Source organism: Achromobacter denitrificans NBRC 15125, assembly GCF_001571365.1.
GTDB classification, from domain to species: domain Bacteria; phylum Pseudomonadota; class Gammaproteobacteria; order Burkholderiales; family Burkholderiaceae_B; genus Achromobacter; species Achromobacter denitrificans.
On the sequence record NZ_BCTQ01000040.1, the window covers coordinates 39,981 to 58,924 of the forward strand.

The window sequence follows — 18,944 nt, forward strand, 5'->3', positions numbered from 1 at the left end:
GGGGCCGCGCCATTTCGTGACCCAATGCGCGCAAAACGGCGCTAACAGGCCCTAACCCCTGGATACACAAGCCCCGCGCTCCCGGCTGCTAAGGTGAAGGAAACACCGAACCGGGAGTCCGATGCCGTACCTGGAAGAGAAATACGCGCGCCTGGACGCGGCGCGCTGGCTGGCGGCGCTGGCCGTCGTCCTGCTGCACAGCGCGGCCGTGATCGTGAGCAATCCCGCCGCCTATGGCGGCGGAGCCTGGCTGGCCGCCAATCTGTACGATTCGGCGGCCCGCTGGTGCGTGCCCGTCTTCGTGATGGTCAGCGGCGCCCTGCTGCTGGATCCCGACAAGCCCCAGGATGCGCGCCAGTTCTACAGCCGGCGCATGGCGCGCATCTGCGCGCCGCTCCTGTTCTGGACGCTGTTCTACCTGGCGTGGCGCACCGCGCTGGACTGGTGGGACGACGGGCGCATCGATTTCTCGTTCTGGCCGCGCAAGGTCGTGCAGGGCGAACCCTATTACCACCTGTGGTACCTGTACATGATCGTGGGGCTGTACCTGTTCGCCCCACTGACCCGGCTGCTGTATGCGCGCAGCACGCCCCGGGCGCGCGGGCTGTGGGTGGTGGGCATCCTGGGCCTGGCCATCCTGGACGCGCTGTACCGCCGCGCGCTGGGCGCGCCTCCCGGCTTTTTCCTCACCTGGTTCCTCCCCTATCTGGGCTACTTCGTGGCCGGCCGCCTGATCTTCGACGGCCAGTTGCGGGTGCCGCGGCCCGGCCTGATGCTGGCGGCCAGCGTGGTTGCCACCGCGCTCGGCGTGTATGCCATGTCCAGCAGCCGCACCCTGGACACGTATTTCTACGACTACTTCAGCGTGACCGTGCCGTTCATGTCGCTGGCCGCGTTCCAGTGGATCGTGTCGTCGCCGCGCCTGCCGCGGCTGGCGTCGCTGGCGCCGCTGACTTTCGGCGTCTACCTGATCCATCCGGTGTTCCTGGACGTGGCGCGACGGGCCGGCGCCATGACGGGCTCGCGCAACGATGCCTGGACCCTGCCCCTGCTGGCCGCCGCCGTCTTCGCGCTGTCGGCCGCGAGCAGCTGGTTGCTGCGGCGCCATCCGGCCACCCGCAGGCTGGTCTGAACGGCCCGCGCCGCCCGGTTGGCGGCCCCGGGAACCACGCCCTCCGAACGCGGGTCCTACCGAAGAAAACCGGCTTGCGGCATCGGCCGTAACGGCTCCTCCCCTGCCCGGCCGAAGGTCGCGGATCTTCGCGGGCGCGGGGGAAGGGCTTGGGGTACAATTCACGGCTTATTTGATCGGCCAGACACCGATTTTTCTTCGCGCCAGAACGGAATTCACCCAGCGGATTTCACTTGGCGGATTTGCCCAGCGGAATTCCAGCGGCGGATTTGGCCAGGCCTACAGGCCCGGCCGGACAGGTCCGCCATGCACGCCGGGCAAGGCCGCCAGCCAAAGCTGCTAGGCAAAAGCTCAACCGTCCTGGCTTTTTTATCCGAGCGGAGGGAATCATGACCGACATCGGTCGGATGGCACATGTAGTGCCAGCTCGCACCCAGCTACCCGTCAGCGCGTATTTTGACGAAGCCCTCTTTGCCCGCGAGCAAGAACTCATTTTCAAGCAATCCTCGCAATACGTCGGCCACCAGAAATTGGTGCCCGAAATCGGGGACTGGCGTACGCTGGTCCAGGAAAACGGAGGGCGCGTGCTGGTTCGCAACCAGCAAGGCGTCGAACTCATCTCAAATGTCTGCCGCCACCGGCAGGCATTGATGCTTGGCGGCGAGGCCGGCAATGTGGCCGGCAATTGCAATACGAACGGCAATCTGAAGGCTACCGGCGGCAACATCGTGTGTCCGCTGCACCGTTGGACGTACAACAACCAGGGCGAGTTGTTGGGCGCGCCGCAGTTCGACACCACGCCCTGCATGAACCTGCAGAAGTTCCGCCTGCGCGATTGCCACGGCCTGCTGTTCGAAGGCCCGCGCGATCCGGCCTCGGACATGGCGCCGCTGTTCTCGCGGCCCGAGTTCGACTTCGGCGACTACGTGCTGGACCACGTCGAAGTGCACCAGTGCAACTACAACTGGAAGACCTTCATCGAGGTCTACCTGGAGGACTACCACGTCGGGCCGTTCCACCCCGGCCTGGGCCGCTTCGTCACCTGCGACGACCTGACCTGGGAGTTCAACGACTGGTACAGCCTGCAGAAGGTCGGCGTGCACAATGCGCTGGCGCAGCCCGGCTCGGACGTCTACAAGCAGTGGCATGACCGCCTGCTGTCCTTCCGCGACGGCGACGCCCCCGATTTCGGCGCGGTCTGGGTCACCTATTTCCCAACCCACATGATCGAGCTGTATCCGCACGTGCTGGTGCTCTCCACGCTGTACCCCAAGAGCCCGCAGGAAACGGTCAACGTGGTCGAGTTCTACTACCCCGAGGAAATCGCCGCCTTCGAGCGCGAGTTCGTCGAGGCGCAGCGCGCCGCCTACATGGAAACGGCCATCGAGGACGACGAGATCGCCGAACGCATGGATGCCGGCCGCAAGGCCCTGATGCAGCGCGGCGTGAACGAGACGGGCCCGTACCAGTCGCCCATGGAAGACGGCATGCAGCACTTCCACGAATGGTATCGCCGCATCATGCAGGAGCAGCTCTGAAGCCCTGGCTCTGGCGCCCGCTCCCAAGCGCAAAGGCCTCGCGAAAGCGAGGCCTTTTTTCTTGCCGCCCCGGCGCGGATCAGCGTCCGAGCGCGCCGGCCGCGACGCGTTCGCCGATGGCCAGCCCCACCGTCATGCCCACGCCCGAGTGCATTACCGCCACCGTCGTGGCCGCATCCACCGGCATCACCGAGAACGGCGCCGGGCCATGCGCGCCGTACACGCCTTGCCAGCGCTCCAGCACGCGCAGGCGCGCGCCCAGGGCCCGCGAGGCCAGGTCCAGCATCGCGTCGTCCACCGCTTCGTCGTTGAAGGGCGGAGCGTCCTGGCCGTAGCGATGTGAATCGCCGATGATCAGCTCGCCGTAGGGCGTGGGGCTGATCAGCAGATGGATGCCGTTCTCCAGCAGCATCGGCGTGCGCGTCTGGATCACGTCGCGCAGCGCCAGCGCCGACGGCAGGTCGGAGAACGCGCCGTAGTGCACGCAGGACAGGCCCGTGAGCAGCGGGCGATCCAGCGCGATGGGGTCGGTCTCGAACGCGGCGCGCAGCATCTGCAGGCGCGTGACCTCCAGGTTCAGCGGCGCGAACAGCTCGGGCATCAAGGTCAGGTAATCGTGGCCCGGGCAGACGAATACGTGCCCGCCCTGGAATTCGCCGGCCGAGGTGCAGACCCGTCCGCCTTCCGCGGCGCGCGCCAGCGTGCCGGTAATGAAAGTGACGCCCAGCGACTCGGCCAGGTAACGCGTGATGGCCGGCAGCGCTTCGCGCGAATAGATCTGCAGGTCGTCATGGCCCTGCAGGGCCGCGCAGTGGTGCGCCAGCCGGCCGCCGTACAGGCGCGCGACGTCGCGGCCCGACAGCAGTTCGGCGCGGTAGCCTTCCTGGCGCATGCGCGTGTCGGCGAACTCTTGCAGCACGTCCGCCTCGTCGGCGTCGCGCGCCAGCACCAGGGCGCCGTTGGCCCGCACATGAAAGCCCGCCTTGGCCGCCAGGTCCAGCCACAGCTCGCGGGCCTGCTGGGCGTGCGACAGCATCGTGCCGGGCGCCTGGCCCGTGACGATGACCTGGCCGAAATTGCGGATCGTGGCGCCGTGCGCCTGGCGACTGCGCTCGATCACGGCCACGGACAGGCCGCGCTTGGCGGCGGCCCAGGCATGCGCGATGCCGAGCATGCCCGCGCCCACCACGACTACGTCGAATTTTTTCATCTCTGGAATATTGCGATAGGGATTGCGGCGGGGCCGCCCCCCAGGGCGCCCCGGCGAGCGGCGGCCGTAGCCGCCGCGTCGACGCTGCTTACTTCTTCTTCGGCTCGGACTTGCCGTCGTAGCGCTTGGTCCATTCGGCGATGATGCGTTCGCGATTCGTGGCGGCCCACGTGAAATCGTTCTTGATCATGCGCTTCGTCAGGTCCGCGGGCAGGTTGGGATTGACGGTCGCGACCGAGGGGATCGCCAGCACGGCGAAGTTGGCCTTGTACAGCTCGTTGGCCTCGCGGCTGGCCGAGAAGTCGGCCAGCTTGCGGGCGGCTTCCAGGTTCTTGGTGCCCTTCATGATGGCGGTGGCTTCGACTTCCCAGCCCAGGCCTTCCGACGGGAACACGGCCTCGACGGGCGCGCCGTCGGCCTTCAGCTTGGCCGCGCGGTAGTCGAACGACACCCCGATCGGGAACTCGCCGGCGGCAGCCATGTTGCAGGGCTTGGAGCCGGAATGGGTGTACGAGCCGATGTTCTTGTGCAGGGCGTCCATGTAGGCCCAGCCCTTCTCTTCGCCGAAGATCTGCAGCCAGGCGCTCACGTCCAGGAAGCCCGTGCCCGACGAGGCCGGGTTCGGCATCACGATCTTGCCGGCGTACACGGGCTTGGTCAGGTCTTCCCACGAAGTGGGCTTGGGCAGCTTCTGCTTTTCGGCCTCGATGGTGTTGAAGCAGATGGCGGCGGCGTAGCCGTCCATGCCGACCCACGACGGCTCGGCCTTGGCGTCGCGCATGTTGGCGGCGATCTGGTCCAGGCCCTTGGGCGCGTAGGGCTGCAGCATGCCTTCCTTGTCCATCAGGCCCAGGGCCGTGCCGGCCAGGCCCCAGATCACGTCGGCCTTGGGGTTGCTCTTTTCGGCCAGCAGCTTGGCGGCGATGATGCCGGTGGAGTCGCGCACCCACTGGATCCTGATGTCGGGATTGGCCTTCTCGAACGCGGCCTGGTAGGCCTTGATCTGGTCGGCTTCCAACGCCGTGTAGACGGTCAGCGTGGTCTCGGCGGAAGCGGCGCCCATCACGCCCGTCAGGGCGGCGGCCAGTGCAAGCAGCTTGTAGCGATTCATGGAGTTACTCCGTGGTAGGCGGAAAAAAGGCTGAAAAAGTCCTCCGGGGCTGGCGCGGGCCAGTCCCGTATGGGGCGGATAAAGGGTGGCGCGCTTAGGGGCGCTGGCCCGCGGACAAGCGGGATTCGATGTCGGCGATCACGGCGGGCAGGTCGGCAACGGTGTCGATCAGGTAATGCGGGGCGGCCGGCGACAGTTCGGCGCTGGCGCGGGAACGCGCCTCCTGGCGGCCCGCCTCGTCCAGGGCAAGGTATTCGTCCAGCGTCAGGCCCGCGGCGTTGCCGGAGAGCAGCAGCCCCACCGTCCACATGCCCGCGCGGCGACCTTCCTCGATGCCGGGCGCGGTATCGTCGACCTTGACGCAGGCGGCCACGTCCGAGAGGCCCAGCTCCACCACGTTCTTCAGGGCCATCGCCGGCGCCGGGCGCGCGCGCGGCACGTCGTCGCTGGCCACGATGCAATCGGGTTCCAGGCCTTCCGCGGCCGCGCGCTCGACCACGCGGCGCATGACGCTGCCGGGATAGCCGGAGCAGGACCCGATCCGCAGGCCGCGCTGGCGCAGCGCGCGCAGCAGCTCGGCCGCGCCGGGAATCGCCGCCGAATACTGGGCGACCTTCTCCAGCTGCATCGGCAGGAAGCGTTCATAGATGGCGGTCACGTCGTCGTCCGTGGGGACGCGGCCGAACCGGGCCTGGTACTGGCTGGCGATGGCGGGTTCGTCGCACAGCGCGCGGATGTGGTCCCACTTGCCCATGCCCATCGGGCCCCGGGCCTCCTGCAGCGACACGTTCATGCCGAATTGCGCGAACGCGTCGACGAATACCTTGGTGGGCGCGAAGGAACCGAAATCGACCAGCGTTCCGGCCCAGTCGAAGATCACCGCTTCCAGGCGGACGGGCAAAGGCGAAACAGTCATGAGGGTCATCCTTCAGAAAATAATCGATCAATGGGCCGCCGGGCGGCGCCAGGCCTGGCTGCGCGCCACCAGGGCGCGGCTCGCCAGGTGCAGGACCAGCGCCGCGACGGCCGAACTGGCCATGATCACCGTGCACATGGCGGCGGCGGGGCCGATGAAGCCGGCGTCGTCCATGTTCAGCACCGCAACCGCCGCCAGCACCGTGGACGGGCTGTACAGGAACACCACGGCGGACACCGTCGTCATGGCGGACACGAACAGGTAGCGGGCGACGTCCAGCGCGGCCGGCAGGCACATCGGCAGGGTCACGCGCAGGAAGGTGGTCAGGCGGGGCACTTTCAGCGAGGCGGAGGCGGCTTCGAACTCCGGATCCAGCGCATTGAGCGCGGTGGACGCCGTCAGGTGCGCGCTGGTGTAGAAATGGACCACCGTGCACAGCACCAGCAGCGGCATGGTGCCGTACAGGGTGTTCAGGGGATTCATCGGGCTGTTGAAGAAGAAGATGTAGCCCAGCCCCAGCACCAGGCCGGGAACGGCCATGGGCATCAGCGCCAGCATGCCGACCATGCCGCGCAGGCCGCGCGCCGCCGCGCCGCGGGCCGGCACTTTCTCCATCATCCAGGCGCCGGCGAAGACCACGGCCGTGCCCACCAGGGCGGTGAAGAACGCCAGCTGCAGGCTGTTGCGCCAGGCCAGCCAGCCGCCGCCGTCCATGTTGTCGAAGTCGTAGGAACGCAGCGACATGGACAGGTTGTACGGCCACATCTTCACGAACGACGCCCACACCGCCACGCCGATGATCAGCAGCAGGAACGCGGCCAGCACGAGCGCCAGCGTCAGGAAGGCGGCGTCGCGGCGGCGGTGGACGCCCGCGGCGTAGGGTTGGGCCCGCCCGCTCATCTGGGCGCCCTGGCGGGCGCGCAGCCGGCGGTCCAGCGCGAACGTCAGGACGGCGGGCAGGAGCAGCAGGATGCCGATGGCCGCGCCCTTGGGGAAGTTCTGCTGGCCGACCACGGCCTTGTAGGCCTCCATCGCCAGCACGTTGTAGTCGCCGCCGACGACCTTGGGCACGCCGAAGTCGGTCACCGTCAGCGTGAACACCACGCAGCACGCGGAAAAGACGGCATAGCGGGTGCCCGGCAGGGTCACGGTCAGGAAGGTGCGCCAGGGGCCGGCGCCCATCGCGCGGGCGGCGTCGTAGAGGCGGCCGTCGGCCAGGGCCAGGCCGGTCAGCAGGATCATGAGGGCGTGGGGGAAGGTGTAGAACGCCTCGCCCGCGACGATGCCCCAGAATCCGTAGATGGTGGCGCCGCCGGTCAGCCCCTTGAGCAGCCCCTGGTTGCCCAGCAGATACACCAGGGCGATGCCCGGCAGGAGCGAAGGCGCGAGCAACGGCAGCAGGGCCACGGTGCGCAGCAGCCCCTTGCCCGGCAGGCGGGTGCGCGTCAGGCCATAGGCGAAGCCGTAGGCGCAGGGCACGACCAGCAGCGTCGTCACGGCGCCGACCGCCAGGCTGCGCGCGACCATGCCCAGGAAGCCGTCGCCGCCGATGATGCCGGCGACCACCGACAGCCCGGCCCAATCGCCGTTTCCGTCGGTCACGGACTTGATCAGGATGGCCGCCAGCGGCAGGGCCAGAAAGACCAGCAGGCACAGCGCCAGCGCGCCCTGCCCGCCCGCCAGGCCGGCGGCGCCGACCCACGCGGGCAAGGGGCGCCGGCCCAGCGACGGCGCGGGCGCGGCGGCGGCCGCCGCCTGCAGGGGCGGGTTTGAGGAGCGGGTCATGGCCGGGTCAAGCGTAGGCGCGTATCGCATGGCGCGGCAGCTCCACCCAGCAGCGGCTGGCGGCGTGAGGGCCCAGCAGGGCGTCTCCGATTTCAGGGGATACGACGGAGTGCACGGTGGCGCCGGGCACGCCTTCCAGGCGCAGGGCCAGGCGGTAGCCCCGGCCCAGGAACACGCCGTCCAGCACGTCGGCCAGCATGGCGTTGGGCTGCTCCGGACGGGCGGTGCTCACGCGCACCGCTTCCGGCCGCACGAAAAGCTTGCCGCTGCCGGTTTCCAGCGCCTCGTCCACGGCCAGCTCCTGGCGGCCGACGCGGGCACGGTGGGCATCCACGCGCTCGAACGGCAGCCAGTTCGCCTCGCCCACGAAGTCCGCGATGAAGGCCGACCCGGGCTGGCGGTAGAGCTCTCGCGGGGTGCCGAACTGTTCGATGATGCCGCCATTCATGACCGCGATGCGGTCGGCCATCACCATGGCCTCTTCCTGGTCGTGCGTCACCATCAGCGTAGTAATCGACAGGCGCTTCTGCAGCGCGCGCAGTTCGATGCGTAGGTGCTCGCGCACGCGGGCGTCCAGGGCCGACATCGGCTCGTCCAGCAACAGCAGCGAGGGCGACGGCGCCAGCGCGCGCGCCAGGGCCACGCGCTGCTGCTGCCCGCCGGATATCTGCCCCGGATACTTGTCCGCCGCGCCCGCCAGGCCCACCAGCGTCAGCATTTCCTCGACGCGGCTGGCCACGTGGCTGCGGTGGGCGCGCTTGCCGCTCAGGCCGTAGGCCACGTTCTGGGCCACGGTCAGGTTGGGGAACAGCGCATAGGACTGGAACAGGATGCCGTAGTCGCGCGCTTGCGGCTCGGCATGCGAAATATCGCGTCCGGACAGGACGATGGTGCCGCTGTCCTGGCGCTCCAGGCCGGCGATGGCGCGCAGCAAGGTGGTCTTGCCGCAGCCCGAGGGGCCCAGCAGGCACACCAGCTCTCCGGCGCGGATGTCGAGCGACACGTCCGACAGCGCGGTGTGGCTGCCGAACCGCTTCACGAGATGCCTGGCAGAGAGAAATGCGTTATCGCGTTCGGCCATGGGGCCTCCGGTTGGGGAACGCACGCAGTATGGAAGGCGCGTATTGAGTGTTTATGACACTTCGCGCAAATGCAGTAATAAAAACATCAAATTATTTTGGTGTACTGGCGGTCTTGCGCATTGCGTCCTTTATCCGCCCCCGAACACCGTGCTCGTCGCCGAACTCAAATCCTTCTACGCCGTGGCCCGCTGCGGCACCGTCACCAAGGCCGCCGCCCAGCTGGGCGTCAGCCAGCCCACGGTGACGGGACAATTGCGCCAGCTGGAGTCCCGCTACGGCGTGGAGCTGTTCCATCGGCAGGGGCGCGGCATGCGGCTGTCGGACGCCGGCCACAGCCTGATGCCCATGGTGGAGAAACTGGTCCAGCAGGAAACCGAGATCGACTTCCGCCTGCGCGACGCCAGCGACCTGCGCGAGGGCAACCTGCGCATCGGCGCCACCGGCCCCTACTACATCATGGACACGGTGCGCAGCTACAACCAGCGCTACCCGGGCATCGACCTGACGCTCACCATCGGCAATTCGCAAAGCATGCTGCAGGCGCTGCACGATTACCGCATCGAGATTGCCACCTCTTCCTTTCTGATGGATGACAAGCATCTCTACCGGCGGATGATCGCCGCCGACCCCATCCGCGTGGTGACGCATCGCGACCACCCCCTGGCCCGCCGCGGCCAGATCGGCCTGGACGACCTGGCCGAGCACGCCCTGCTGCTGCGCGAGCCGGGCTCCATGACCCGGCAGCTGACGGAAGACGCCTTGCAGGCGGCCGGCGTCACCGTGCGCCGGACGCTGGAGATCGGCAGCCGGGAATCGATCCGGCAAGCCATTCTGTGCGGGCTCGGGATCAGCCTGATCCCCTCGCGCGAAATCCCCTCGCATCCCGACCTGGCGGCCCTGGACATCCAGGGCGCCGGCATCGTGATGCACGAATACCTGTATTGCCTGCGCGAGCGCCAACCGGTGCAGCTCATCGCGCGCTTTCTGGAGATGGCGCCGGCTGCGGACTGACCGCAAGGTCCCTGCCCGCCCCCTCCCCTTTGCGGCCACCCTGGAGACGACCATGGCCTTGACCCTGCAAGACATCGAACAGATCTTCCTGGAGCGCGGACACCGCTCCTATCATGGCGAGTCCGTCAGCCACCTGCGGCACGCGCTGCAGACGGCGGCGCTCGCCGAGCGCAACGGCGCCGGCCCCCACTTGATCACGGCCTGCCTGCTGCACGACCTGGGCCACCTCATCGCCGACCGGCCGGGCACGCCCACCCTGCGCGGCATCGACGACAAGCACCAGTACTTCGTACTGCCCTTCCTGCGCGGCCTGTTCAGCCCCGCCGTGCTGGACCCGATCCGGCTGCACGTGGAGGCCAAGCGCTACCTCTGCTATATGGAACCGCAATATGAAGCGTCGCTGTCGGAGGATTCGAAGCGCAGCCTGGCGTTGCAGGGCGGGAGTTTCGATGCGGGCCAGGCGGTGGATTTCGCGAGCATGCCGGGCGCGCCGGACGCGATACGCCTGAGGCGCTGGGACGACATGGCCAAGGTGCCGGGCCTGGCCACGCCCTCCCTGGATCATTTCCTGGAAATCGCCGAGAGCGTATCGGGACGGGTCAAGCTGGCCGCCGTCTGGTAGGACTAGCGGGAAACCCATGCCGCCGGGCGGCCCAGACGACCGCCAGCGTCGCCGCCAGCAGCGCCAGCAGCACCGGCGAGAATGCCGCCACGCCCAGGCGTTCGAGCAGCGTGCCTCCGACGAAGCCGCCCGCGGCGATGGCCGTATTCCAGGCGGTGACCAGCATGGACTGCGCCACGTCCGCGGCATCGCCCGCCGTCTGGGCCAGCGCGGTCTGGAACAGCGTCGGCGTGCCGCCGAAGGCCACGCCCCAGATGCCGACGGCCAGGTAGACCATGGCCGGCATCCGGCCCGCGATTCCCAGCGCCAGCACCGCCAGGCCGAACAAGACGATGCTGGCCAGGGTCAGCGCCCGCAGATGGCGGTCGATCAGCGTCCCGACCCCCCAGATGCCGAGCAGCGAACTCAGGCCGAACACCAGCAACACCCGGTCCGTGCTTCCCGCCATCCCCACCGAGGCTAGAAATGGCGCGATGTAGATGTAGAGGATGTTGTGCGCCAGCACGAACGCCAGCACCGCGAACAGCACCGCGCGCACGCCGGGCAGCAGGAAGACGCGCCGCAGCGGCAATTGCCGGCCTTTCGCCACCCCCGCGTAGTCCGGCACCCGCAGGCGCACCCAGGCCACCAGCGCCAGCGCCAGCACGCTCATGATGCCGAAGCCGATGCGCCAGCCCAGGAACGCGCCCAGGAAGGTTCCTGCCGGCACGCCCAGCGACAACGCCAGCGGCGCGCCCACCATCGCCACCGCGATCGCGCGGCCTTGCTGGTGCGCCGGCACCAAGCGCGCGGCGTAGCCGGCCAGCAGCGCCCACAGCAGCCCCGCGGACACGCCGGCCAGGAAACGCGCGGCCAGGGTCAGCGCATAGACGGATGACAGCGCCGTCACCGTGTTGGACAGCGCGAAGCCAGCGATCGCCGCCAGCAGCAGCGGACGCCTCCGCACCCCCCGGGTGGCGGCGACCAACGGAATCGCCGCCACCAGCGACCCGAGCGCGTAAATCGTGACGGTCTGGCCGATGGCGGCCTCGGACACGTTCAGGCCCTGCGCCATCTGCGGCAGTAGCCCGGCCGGCAGCGCCTCGGTCAGGATCGTGATGAAGGCCGCCATGGCCAGCGCCAGCAGCGAGGCCAGCGGCAGGCGGCCGCGGTCGGCGGGATGCGGCGCGGGCGTAGCGCCCTGCCGCGGGGAAAGCGTGGAATCCGTCATCGTTTGCACCTACGTTGCATCTTGGGTGCCCACGATAAAAGCCCCGGCATTAAAGAAAAAGTAGGCTACATTTCCTTCTTATGCGGAACTGGATGTCCGCAATCGAGGACCAGAATGGACAGCCTGAACGGTTTTGTCGTGTTTGTGCAGGTGGCCGAAACGCGCAGCTTCGTCGCCGCCGGCCGCCTGCTCGGCGTGTCGGCATCCGCCGTCGGCAAGAGCGTGGCGCGGCTGGAGGAAAAGCTGGGCGTGCGCCTGTTCCACCGCAGCACGCGCAGCGTCACCCTGACGGCCGAGGGCATGCTGTTCCTGGAGCGCAGCCGCCGCATCCTGGCCGAGATCGAGGCGGCCGAACTGGAGCTGTCTCGCGCCGCCGCCGCGCCGCGCGGGCGCCTGCGCGTCAGCCTGCCGCTGGTCAGCGGGCTGGTGTTGCCGGTGCTGGGCGAATTCATGCGCGAATATCCGGAAATCGAACTCGACCTGGACTTCACCGACCGCATGGTCGACGTCATCGAGGAAGGCTTCGATGCCGTGGTGCGCACGGGCGAGCCGGCGGACTCCCGGCTGTCGGCGCGCCGCCTGGGCACCTTCCGCATCCTGCTGGTGGCCTCGCCCGCCTACCTGGCCACCCGGGGCACGCCCAAGGTGCCGGCCGATCTGTTGCAGCACAGCTGCCTGCACTACCGCTTTCCCAGCAGCGGCAAGCTGGAGTCCTGGGCGCTGCCCCAGGCGGCCGGCGAGCCTGAACTCCAGCTGCCTGTCTCGATGATCTGCAACAACATCGAGACGCGCTCCTGCTTCGCGCTGCAAGGGCTGGGTATCGCCTGCCTGCCGGACTTCGCCATCCGCGAACCCCTGGCGGACGGCCGCCTGGTCCAGGTCCTGGCGGGCCAGGTGGAGCGAACCAACGTCTTCCACGTGCTCTGGCCCGCGAGCAAGCACGCCTCGCCGAAAGTGCGGGCGCTGGTGGACTTTCTGTGCGCAAGGGTCTTCGCCCCGGCCAAGGCGCCCAAGGCCGCCGGCCGATCCGGCCGCTGAACGGGCGCGGCATCCAGCCGCCGCGCCGCGCCATCCGCCCCCGGGCATGGCGCCCGGGCTTGCCGGACTACGCGCCCGTGGCCACCGGACGGGACGGGTCGCTGCACCACTCGCTCCAGGAGCCTGGGTACAGGCGCGAACCGGACAGGCCCGCGATCTCCATGGACAGCAGATTGTGGCAGGCGGTGATGCCCGAGCCGCACTGGTGCACGATGGCCGCGGGATCGCGGCCGTCCAGCAGGCGGGCGAATTCCTCGCGCAGCTGCGCGGCCGGCTTGAACCGGCCGTCGGCCTGGAGGTTCTCGCCGTTGGGGCGGTTCAAGGCGCCCGGGATGTGGCCGGCCACCGGGTCCATGGGCTCGACCTCGCCGCGGTAGCGGTTGGCCGCGCGCGCATCGACCACGGTGAAGGCCGGGCGGGAGATATTGTCCAGCACCGCCCCGGCGTCCACCGTTCCGGCCAGCGAGGCCCCCGGCGCCACCGGCTCGCCCGCGCGCACGGGAGCGGGCGCCGCGGTCGTGGTCGGCAGGCCGGCGGCCGTCCAGGCCTGCCAGCCGCCGTCCAGCACCGCCACCTGGTCGTGCCCGAGCCAGCGCAGCATCCACCACAGGTGCGCGGCGTACATGCCGCCGCTGGCGTCGTAGGCCACCACCAGCGTGCGCGGCGTGACGCCGTGCGCGGCCATCAGCGCGCCGAAGGCCCCGCGGGACGGCAGCGGATGGCGGCCGTTCGTGCCCGTGCGGGCGGCGGCCAGTTCGGTTTCGTGGTCCAGGTAGCGGGCGCCGGGGATATGGTCGGCCTCGTAAGCTTGCCGCCCGGCGGCGTGGTTGGTCAGGTCGTGGCGCACATCGAACACGCGGACGTCGGGCGCGTCGAGGCGCTCGGCCAGGGCGGCCGCGGAAATCAGTGTCATCGTCATTCGGTGTGCTCCTGTATGGGATAAAGGCGGCCGCGGCTCATGCCGCCTTGGGGTCGCGCATGGTGCGCCACACCGACAGCAGGCCCGCGAAAATGATCAGGCCCATGCCGGCCCAGGCCAGGGCGTCGAGATGGTCCCCCCACAGGCCCATGCCCAGCAGGGCCGCGAAAATAATGGTGCTGTATTGCAGGGCCGCCGTCAGCAGCGCCGAGCCCATGCCGAAGGCCCGGGTCATGGCCAGTTGGCCGAACAGGCCCGCCACGCCCACGCCCACCAGCGAGAGGTAGCCCGTCCAGTCGGCATGACCCCAGCCTTCGAAGGCCAGGCCGGCAAGGCTGGACACGCACACTGCCACGGAGAAAAACAGCACGGTGCGCCATTCGGGCTCGCCGATGCGGCCCAGCTGGCGGATCTGCATCATGGCGATCGCCGACATGGCGCCCGCCCCCATGCCCAGCAAGGCGGCCAGCCACTGGTCCTCGTTGATGCTGGGGCGCAGCACGGCGATCACGCCCAGGAAGCCCAGGGCCACGGCCACGATGCGCACGGGATCGCGCTGCGCGCCGCCCCAGCCCAGCATCCAGCAGGCGATGAAGAGCGGCGCCGTGTAGTTCAGGCTGGTCGCGGTGGCCAGGGGCAGGTGCGAAATCGCGAAAAAGCCCAGCCACATCGAGGTGACGCCGGACAGGTTGCGCCACAGGTGCAGCTTCCAGCTGGTCGGGATGATGGACTGGCGCCCGGCGCGGGCCCAGATCAGCAGCAGGATGACCGAGGGAAGGCCGCGGAACAGCACGACTTGCGGCAACGACGCGCCATGCTCGGTACCGAGCTTCACGAACGATCCCATGATGGCGAACATGGCGGACGCCAATAACATCCAGAGAGCCTGCATGGGGGGATCTACGCTAAGGGAAAGTGGGTAGGACTAAGGGAAAGCGATACTATACTCTCCGTCACCGGAGTGGGTGCCGCCGGCTCGGGGAACTGGCGGCCCTGCGCCATGTCGAACTCCGGCAATTCCCGCTCGCAGAGGAACAAAAAAACATGAAACGCATCATCCTGTTCGTCATCACCAACCTGGCCGTCATGCTCGTGCTGTCGGCCACGCTGCGCATCCTGGGCGTAGACCGCTACATCACCGCCAACGGCCTCAACCTCAACGCCCTGCTGATCTTCTCGCTGGTGGTCGGCTTCACCGGCGCCATCATCTCGCTCCTGATCAGCAAGCCCATGGCCAAGTGGAGCACGGGCGCGCAGGTGCTGGATCCCAACTCCCCGCGCAACCAGCGCGAAGCCTGGCTGCTCGACACCGTGCACCAGCTCGCCGACCGCGCCGGCATCGGCCGCCCCGAGGTCGCCATCTACGACGGCGCCCCCAATGCCTTCGCCACCGGCGCGTTCAAGAACGACTCGCTGGTCGCCGTGTCCACCGGCCTGCTGGAAAGCATGAGCGAAGAGGAAGTCGCCGCCGTGCTGGCGCATGAAGTCGCGCACATCGCCAACGGCGACATGGTCACCCTGACCCTGATCCAGGGCGTGGTGAACACCTTCGTGGTGTTCCTGGCCCGCGTGGTCGGCTACTTCATCGACCGCGCCGTGTTCAAGAACGAGCGCGGCGTGGGCCCCGGCTACTACGTCACGGTGCTGGTCTGTGAAATCATCTTCGGCGTGCTGGCCTCGATCATCGTGGCCTGGTTCTCGCGCCAGCGCGAATACCGCGCCGACGCCGGCTCGGCCCACCTGATGGGCGCCCGCGAACCCATGATCCGCGCCCTCGCCCGCCTGGGCGGCCTGGAACCCGGCGACCTGCCCAAGTCCTTCGAAGCCTCGGGCATCACCGGCAAGGGCGGCATCGCCGCCATGTTCGCCTCGCACCCGCCGATCCCGGCCCGCATCGCCGCGCTGCAAAACGCCCGCGTGATCTGACCCACGCCTGCCGAATGGCAAAAAAAGCCCCTTGAGCGTTGCTCAAGGGGCTTTTTACATCTTCAGGCCGTCCCAAGTCGGCGCAGCCCCCTTGAAGGGCAGCGAGCGCATAGCGTGCGCGCAGCGTGGAGGCCCGCGCCGCCGCCAGGCCGCCCTAAGGCGGCGCAACCCCCTTGGGGGCAGCAAGCGCGCAAAGCGCGCGCAGCGTGGGGGCCCTCCCTCAGCACTCGACGATGTTCACCGCCAGGCCGCCGCGCGCGGTTTCCTTGTACTTGGTCTTCATGTCGGCGCCGGTCTCGCGCATGGTCTTGATGACGGAGTCCAGCGACACGTAGTGCTGGCCGTCGCCGCGCAGGGCCATGCGGGCCGCGTTCACGGCCTTGATCGAGGCCATGGCGTTGCGCTCGATACAGGGAATCTGCACCAGGCCGCCCACCGGATCGCAGGTCAGGCCCAGGTTGTGCTCCATGCCGATCTCGGCCGCGTTCTCGACCTGCTCCACGGTGCCGCCCAGCGCCGCCGCCAGGCCGCCCGCCGCCATCGAACACGCCACGCCGACCTCGCCCTGGCAGCCGACCTCGGCGCCCGACAGCGACGCGTTGTACTTGTACAGCAGCCCCACGGCCGCCGCCGTCAGCAGGAAGTCCCGCACCCCGTCGCGGTTGGAACCCGGCACGAAGCGGTCGTAATAGTGCAGCACCGCCGGGATGATGCCCGCGGCGCCGTTGGTCGGCGCTGTGACCACGCGGCCGCCCGCGGCGTTTTCCTCGTTGACCGCCATGGCGTAGAGGTTCACCCAGTCCATCACCGACAAGGGATCGGACAGCGTGCGCTCGGCGCGCTGCGTCAGGTTGCGATAGAGTTCGGGCGCCCGGCGGCGCACGCGCAAGGGGCCGGGCAGCTCGCCGTCCGCTTCCGGATAATTGATGCCGCAGCCGCGCGAGACGCAGTCCTGCATGACCTGCCAGATGCGGTCCAGCCCGGCATGAACCTCGGCCTCGTCGCGCCAGGTCAGCTCGTTCTTCATCATCAGCTGGGCCACCGTCAGCCCGCTGTCGCGGCACATCGACAGCAGTTCGCGGCCCATGCGGAACGGATACGGCAACTGGTCGTGCGCGGCGATGACCTGGCTGTTCGAGGCGCCCGCGGTCACGACGAAGCCGCCGCCCACCGACAGGTAGCGGGCCTCACGCAGCGGCACGCCCTCGGCGTCAAAAGCGTGAAACTTCATGCCGTTAGGATGCTCCGCCATGGCTTCACGACGATAGAACATCAGGTGCTCCCTTTCCACGAACGGGATCGGGTAGCGCCCCAGCAGCGGCAGCTGGCGGCTGGCCCGCACCGAGGCGATCATGCCGGCGATGGCGGCAGGATGCACGGTATCGGGCGCCTCGCCCATCAGGCCCAGCAGCACGCCCTTGTCGGTGCCGTGGCCCTTGCCCGTCGCGCCCAGCGACCCGTAAAGCTCGGCGCGCACGGCGGCCACGCGCGGCACGAGGCCGTCGCGCTCCAGGCCCTGGGCGAACAGCAGGGCCGCCCGCATGGGCCCCACGGTATGGGAGCTGGACGGGCCTATGCCTATCTTGAACAGGTCGAAAACGGAAACCGCCACGCAAAACTCCAGTGCTTCTAAGGTTGATCAGGCAATGATACGCGTAGCCCATGCCGCGCGCAGCAAAGCCCAGGCGGGCGTATGCTGTATTGCGGGGACAGGTTTCCCTGCCCCGGCCGCGCATGCGATCATTACAGAATTATTACTTGTCATAAAAAGAATGGAAACGGATGTCAGGACTCATCACGCTGCTTGATTTCGCGGGCTATGTCGCCCTGCTCCTGTGGGGCGTGCACATGGTCCAGACAGGCGTGCAACGCGCCTTCGGCGCCGCGCTCGGCGCCGCCCTGGGCAAGGCGCTCGGCACCCGGCTGCGGGCCTTCGCTGCCGGGCTGGGCATCACCGCCGCGCTCCAGAGCAGCACCGCCACCGGCCTCATGATCACCGGCTTCGCCGCCGGCGGGGTCGTCAGCCTGGTGCCGGCGCTGGCCGCCATGCTGGGCGCCAACGTGGGCACCACGCTCATCGTCCAGCTGCTGTCCTTCGACCTGACCTCCCTCGCCCCGATCCTGATCCTGGCCGGAGTCTGGATGTTCCGCCGCTACCCGCCGGGGCGCACGCGCGACCTCGGCCGCGTATTCATCGGCCTGGGGCTCCTGCTGCTGTCGCTGCACCAGCTGGTCGAACTATTCCAGCCCTTCCAGACCGCCCCCATGCTGGGCATGATCCTCGACGCCCTCTCGACCCAGCCGGTGGCCGCCGTGCTGCTGTCGGCCGCCTTCACCTGGGCGGCGCACTCCAGCGTCGCCGTCGTCGTGCTGGTCATGTCGCTCGCCAGCCACCACATGGTCGCGCCGCACGTCGCGTTCGCGCTGGTGCTGGGCGCCAACCTCGGAACCGCCATCAACCCCATGATCGAGGGCGTGACCGGCGACGACCCGGCCGCGCGCCGCCTGCCCCTGGGCAACCTGCTCACGCGCGTCGCCGGCGTGCTGGCCGGCCTGATTCTGCTGCCCTACCTGCAGCCGATGATGAGCGAACTGGCGAACGATCCAGCCCGCGCGGTGGCCAATTTCCACACCCTGTTCAACGCCGTCATCGCCGTGGTGTTCCTGCCGCTGCTCACGCCCTACGCCGCCCTGCTCACCCGTTGGCTGCCCAAGCGCGCCGACCCGAACGACCCATCCCGTCCCCAGTACCTGGACGAATGGGCCCACGACGTGCCGGCCGTGGCCCTGGGCAACGCCGCCCGCGAAGCCCTGCGCATGGCCGACATGCTGCAAACCCTGCTGCTCTACGCGCGCGCCGGCTTCAAGCGCGACAACCGCCACCGCATGGTGCAGGCGCGCCAGCTCGACAGCGCCCTGGACAAACTGGAAAACGCCATCACCACCTACCTGGCCACGCTGGACCAGGAAAACATGACGCGCGAGGATCTCCAGCGCCTGGACGACATCCTGGCCTTCATCAGCAACGTGGGCCATGCGGGCGACATCGCCCACCACGGCCTGCTCAGCCACGTCGCCAAGCTGCGCAAGCAAGGCTGGACCTTCTCGCCCGAGCAGCGCGCCAGCCTGGACGAAACGCTGGGCCAGCTCATCGCCAACCAGCGCACGGCCGCCGCCCTGTTCGTCAACGACGACCTGCGCCAGGCCCGCTCGCTGGCGGGCGAAAAGGCGCGCTTCCGCACGATAGAAACCACCGCCGCCGACACGCACCTGCAAAAGATCAAGGCCGGCGAGGTCGACGCCGCCGAAGTGGGCGCGCTCTACCTGGACATCCTGCGAGACATGAAGGGCATCAACTCCCACCTGGTGGGAGCCGCGGCGTATCCGCTGCTGGCGCGCCACGGAGAACTGCTCCCTAGCCGGCTGCGCGAAGCGGGGAATTGA

16 protein-coding genes are annotated in these 18,944 nt (G+C 68.8%); 7 read left to right on the plus strand and 9 right to left on the minus strand.

Going from position 1 to position 18,944, the window contains the following annotated elements; all coding sequences use genetic code 11:
- Window positions 1-121 precede the first annotated feature (121 nt).
- Window positions 122-1,132, plus strand: a complete 1,011-nt coding sequence (locus tag ADE01S_RS25580) for an acyltransferase (RefSeq protein WP_062684553.1) — start codon at window positions 122-124, stop codon at window positions 1,130-1,132.
- A 389-nt stretch (window positions 1,133-1,521) separates the two neighbouring features.
- Complete coding sequence (locus ADE01S_RS25585; RefSeq protein WP_062684554.1) at window positions 1,522-2,670, plus strand: aromatic ring-hydroxylating oxygenase subunit alpha; 1,149 nt, start codon at window positions 1,522-1,524, stop codon at window positions 2,668-2,670.
- A gap of 79 nt (window positions 2,671-2,749) precedes the next feature.
- Here ADE01S_RS25585 and ADE01S_RS25590 read toward each other — a convergent pair whose 3' ends face one another.
- The 5 genes from ADE01S_RS25590 to ADE01S_RS25610 all read right to left on the minus strand — a co-directional run bounded on the left by ADE01S_RS25590 (window position 2,750) and on the right by ADE01S_RS25610 (window position 8,773).
- Window positions 2,750-3,880, minus strand: coding sequence for a TIGR03364 family FAD-dependent oxidoreductase (locus ADE01S_RS25590; protein WP_062684555.1), 1,131 nt, complete (start codon window positions 3,878-3,880; stop codon window positions 2,750-2,752).
- An 88-nt stretch (window positions 3,881-3,968) separates the two neighbouring features.
- Window positions 3,969-4,991 (minus strand): putative 2-aminoethylphosphonate ABC transporter substrate-binding protein, encoded by a 1,023-nt coding sequence (locus ADE01S_RS25595; RefSeq protein WP_062684556.1) that lies wholly within the window; start codon window positions 4,989-4,991, stop codon window positions 3,969-3,971.
- Window positions 4,992-5,085: 94 nt separating this feature from the next.
- Window positions 5,086-5,907 carry a phosphonoacetaldehyde hydrolase gene (phnX, locus tag ADE01S_RS25600; RefSeq protein WP_062684557.1) on the minus strand — a complete coding sequence of 274 codons (822 nt, stop codon included), beginning with the start codon at window positions 5,905-5,907 and terminating at the stop codon, window positions 5,086-5,088.
- Between the two features lie 27 nt (window positions 5,908-5,934).
- Window positions 5,935-7,692 carry a putative 2-aminoethylphosphonate ABC transporter permease subunit gene (locus ADE01S_RS25605; protein ID WP_167543428.1) on the minus strand — a complete coding sequence of 586 codons (1,758 nt, stop codon included), beginning with the start codon at window positions 7,690-7,692 and terminating at the stop codon, window positions 5,935-5,937.
- Window positions 7,693-7,699: 7 nt separating this feature from the next.
- A complete protein-coding gene (locus tag ADE01S_RS25610; RefSeq protein ID WP_062684559.1) occupies window positions 7,700-8,773 on the minus strand; it encodes a putative 2-aminoethylphosphonate ABC transporter ATP-binding protein in 1,074 nt (357 codons plus the stop codon).
- 148 nt (window positions 8,774-8,921) lie between these two features.
- On the opposite strand from ADE01S_RS25610, the gene ADE01S_RS25615 reads away from it, so the two are divergent.
- Together ADE01S_RS25615 and ADE01S_RS25620 are read left to right on the plus strand one after the other, a co-directional pair.
- Window positions 8,922-9,785, plus strand: a complete 864-nt coding sequence (locus ADE01S_RS25615) for a LysR family transcriptional regulator (RefSeq protein WP_062684560.1) — start codon at window positions 8,922-8,924, stop codon at window positions 9,783-9,785.
- Window positions 9,786-9,837: 52 nt separating this feature from the next.
- Window positions 9,838-10,407: a phosphonate degradation HD-domain oxygenase gene (locus ADE01S_RS25620; protein ID WP_062684561.1), complete on the plus strand. Its 570-nt coding sequence runs from the start codon at window positions 9,838-9,840 to the stop codon at window positions 10,405-10,407.
- Here the strand turns inward: ADE01S_RS25620 and ADE01S_RS25625 are convergent.
- On the minus strand, window positions 10,385-11,617 hold the full coding sequence (locus tag ADE01S_RS25625) for an MFS transporter (RefSeq protein WP_062684562.1): 1,233 nt from the start codon (window positions 11,615-11,617) through the stop codon (window positions 10,385-10,387). The genes ADE01S_RS25620 and ADE01S_RS25625 overlap by 23 nt on opposite strands.
- 114 nt (window positions 11,618-11,731) lie before the next feature.
- Here ADE01S_RS25625 and ADE01S_RS25630 point away from each other — a divergent pair, with 114 nt between their 5' ends.
- Complete coding sequence (locus ADE01S_RS25630; RefSeq protein WP_062684563.1) at window positions 11,732-12,655, plus strand: LysR family transcriptional regulator; 924 nt, start codon at window positions 11,732-11,734, stop codon at window positions 12,653-12,655.
- Between the two features lie 67 nt (window positions 12,656-12,722).
- Here the strand turns inward: ADE01S_RS25630 and ADE01S_RS25635 are convergent, their stop codons facing one another.
- On the minus strand, window positions 12,723-13,574 hold the full coding sequence (locus tag ADE01S_RS25635) for a sulfurtransferase (RefSeq protein WP_062684564.1): 852 nt from the start codon (window positions 13,572-13,574) through the stop codon (window positions 12,723-12,725).
- 37 nt (window positions 13,575-13,611) lie between these two features.
- Window positions 13,612-14,466, minus strand: coding sequence for a DMT family transporter (locus ADE01S_RS25640; protein WP_062684565.1), 855 nt, complete (start codon window positions 14,464-14,466; stop codon window positions 13,612-13,614).
- 152 nt (window positions 14,467-14,618) lie between these two features.
- Here ADE01S_RS25640 and htpX point away from each other — a divergent pair, with 152 nt between their 5' ends.
- Window positions 14,619-15,500: a protease HtpX gene (gene htpX / locus ADE01S_RS25645; RefSeq protein WP_062684566.1), complete on the plus strand. Its 882-nt coding sequence runs from the start codon at window positions 14,619-14,621 to the stop codon at window positions 15,498-15,500.
- 220 nt (window positions 15,501-15,720) lie between these two features.
- Here htpX and ADE01S_RS25650 read toward each other — a convergent pair whose 3' ends face one another.
- The gene (locus ADE01S_RS25650) at window positions 15,721-17,112 is read right to left on the minus strand and encodes an L-serine ammonia-lyase (protein WP_062684567.1); all 1,392 of its coding nucleotides are present in this window, start codon (window positions 17,110-17,112) and stop codon (window positions 15,721-15,723) included.
- A gap of 170 nt (window positions 17,113-17,282) precedes the next feature.
- Here ADE01S_RS25650 and ADE01S_RS25655 point away from each other — a divergent pair, with 170 nt between their 5' ends.
- Window positions 17,283-18,944: a Na/Pi cotransporter family protein gene (locus ADE01S_RS25655; protein WP_062684568.1), complete on the plus strand. Its 1,662-nt coding sequence runs from the start codon at window positions 17,283-17,285 to the stop codon at window positions 18,942-18,944.

What these genes read in the sequence shown, in the direction of transcription:
- ADE01S_RS25580 (WP_062684553.1), top strand. Translation starts at nt 122, where the DNA reads ATGCCGTACCTGGAAGAGAAATACGCGCGCCTGGACGCGGCGCGCTGG.
- ADE01S_RS25585 (WP_062684554.1), top strand. Translation starts at nt 1,522, where the DNA reads ATGACCGACATCGGTCGGATGGCACATGTAGTGCCAGCTCGCACCCAG.
- ADE01S_RS25590 (WP_062684555.1), bottom strand. Translation starts at nt 3,880, where the DNA reads ATGAAAAAATTCGACGTAGTCGTGGTGGGCGCGGGCATGCTCGGCATC.
- ADE01S_RS25595 (WP_062684556.1), bottom strand. Translation starts at nt 4,991, where the DNA reads ATGAATCGCTACAAGCTGCTTGCACTGGCCGCCGCCCTGACGGGCGTG.
- phnX (WP_062684557.1), bottom strand. Translation starts at nt 5,907, where the DNA reads ATGACTGTTTCGCCTTTGCCCGTCCGCCTGGAAGCGGTGATCTTCGAC.
- ADE01S_RS25605 (WP_167543428.1), bottom strand. Translation starts at nt 7,692, where the DNA reads ATGACCCGCTCCTCAAACCCGCCCCTGCAGGCGGCGGCCGCCGCCGCG.
- ADE01S_RS25610 (WP_062684559.1), bottom strand. Translation starts at nt 8,773, where the DNA reads ATGGCCGAACGCGATAACGCATTTCTCTCTGCCAGGCATCTCGTGAAG.
- ADE01S_RS25620 (WP_062684561.1), top strand. Translation starts at nt 9,838, where the DNA reads ATGGCCTTGACCCTGCAAGACATCGAACAGATCTTCCTGGAGCGCGGA.
- ADE01S_RS25625 (WP_062684562.1), bottom strand. Translation starts at nt 11,617, where the DNA reads ATGACGGATTCCACGCTTTCCCCGCGGCAGGGCGCTACGCCCGCGCCG.
- ADE01S_RS25630 (WP_062684563.1), top strand. Translation starts at nt 11,732, where the DNA reads ATGGACAGCCTGAACGGTTTTGTCGTGTTTGTGCAGGTGGCCGAAACG.
- ADE01S_RS25635 (WP_062684564.1), bottom strand. Translation starts at nt 13,574, where the DNA reads ATGACGATGACACTGATTTCCGCGGCCGCCCTGGCCGAGCGCCTCGAC.
- ADE01S_RS25640 (WP_062684565.1), bottom strand. Translation starts at nt 14,466, where the DNA reads ATGCAGGCTCTCTGGATGTTATTGGCGTCCGCCATGTTCGCCATCATG.
- htpX (WP_062684566.1), top strand. Translation starts at nt 14,619, where the DNA reads ATGAAACGCATCATCCTGTTCGTCATCACCAACCTGGCCGTCATGCTC.
- ADE01S_RS25655 (WP_062684568.1), top strand. Translation starts at nt 17,283, where the DNA reads ATGTCAGGACTCATCACGCTGCTTGATTTCGCGGGCTATGTCGCCCTG.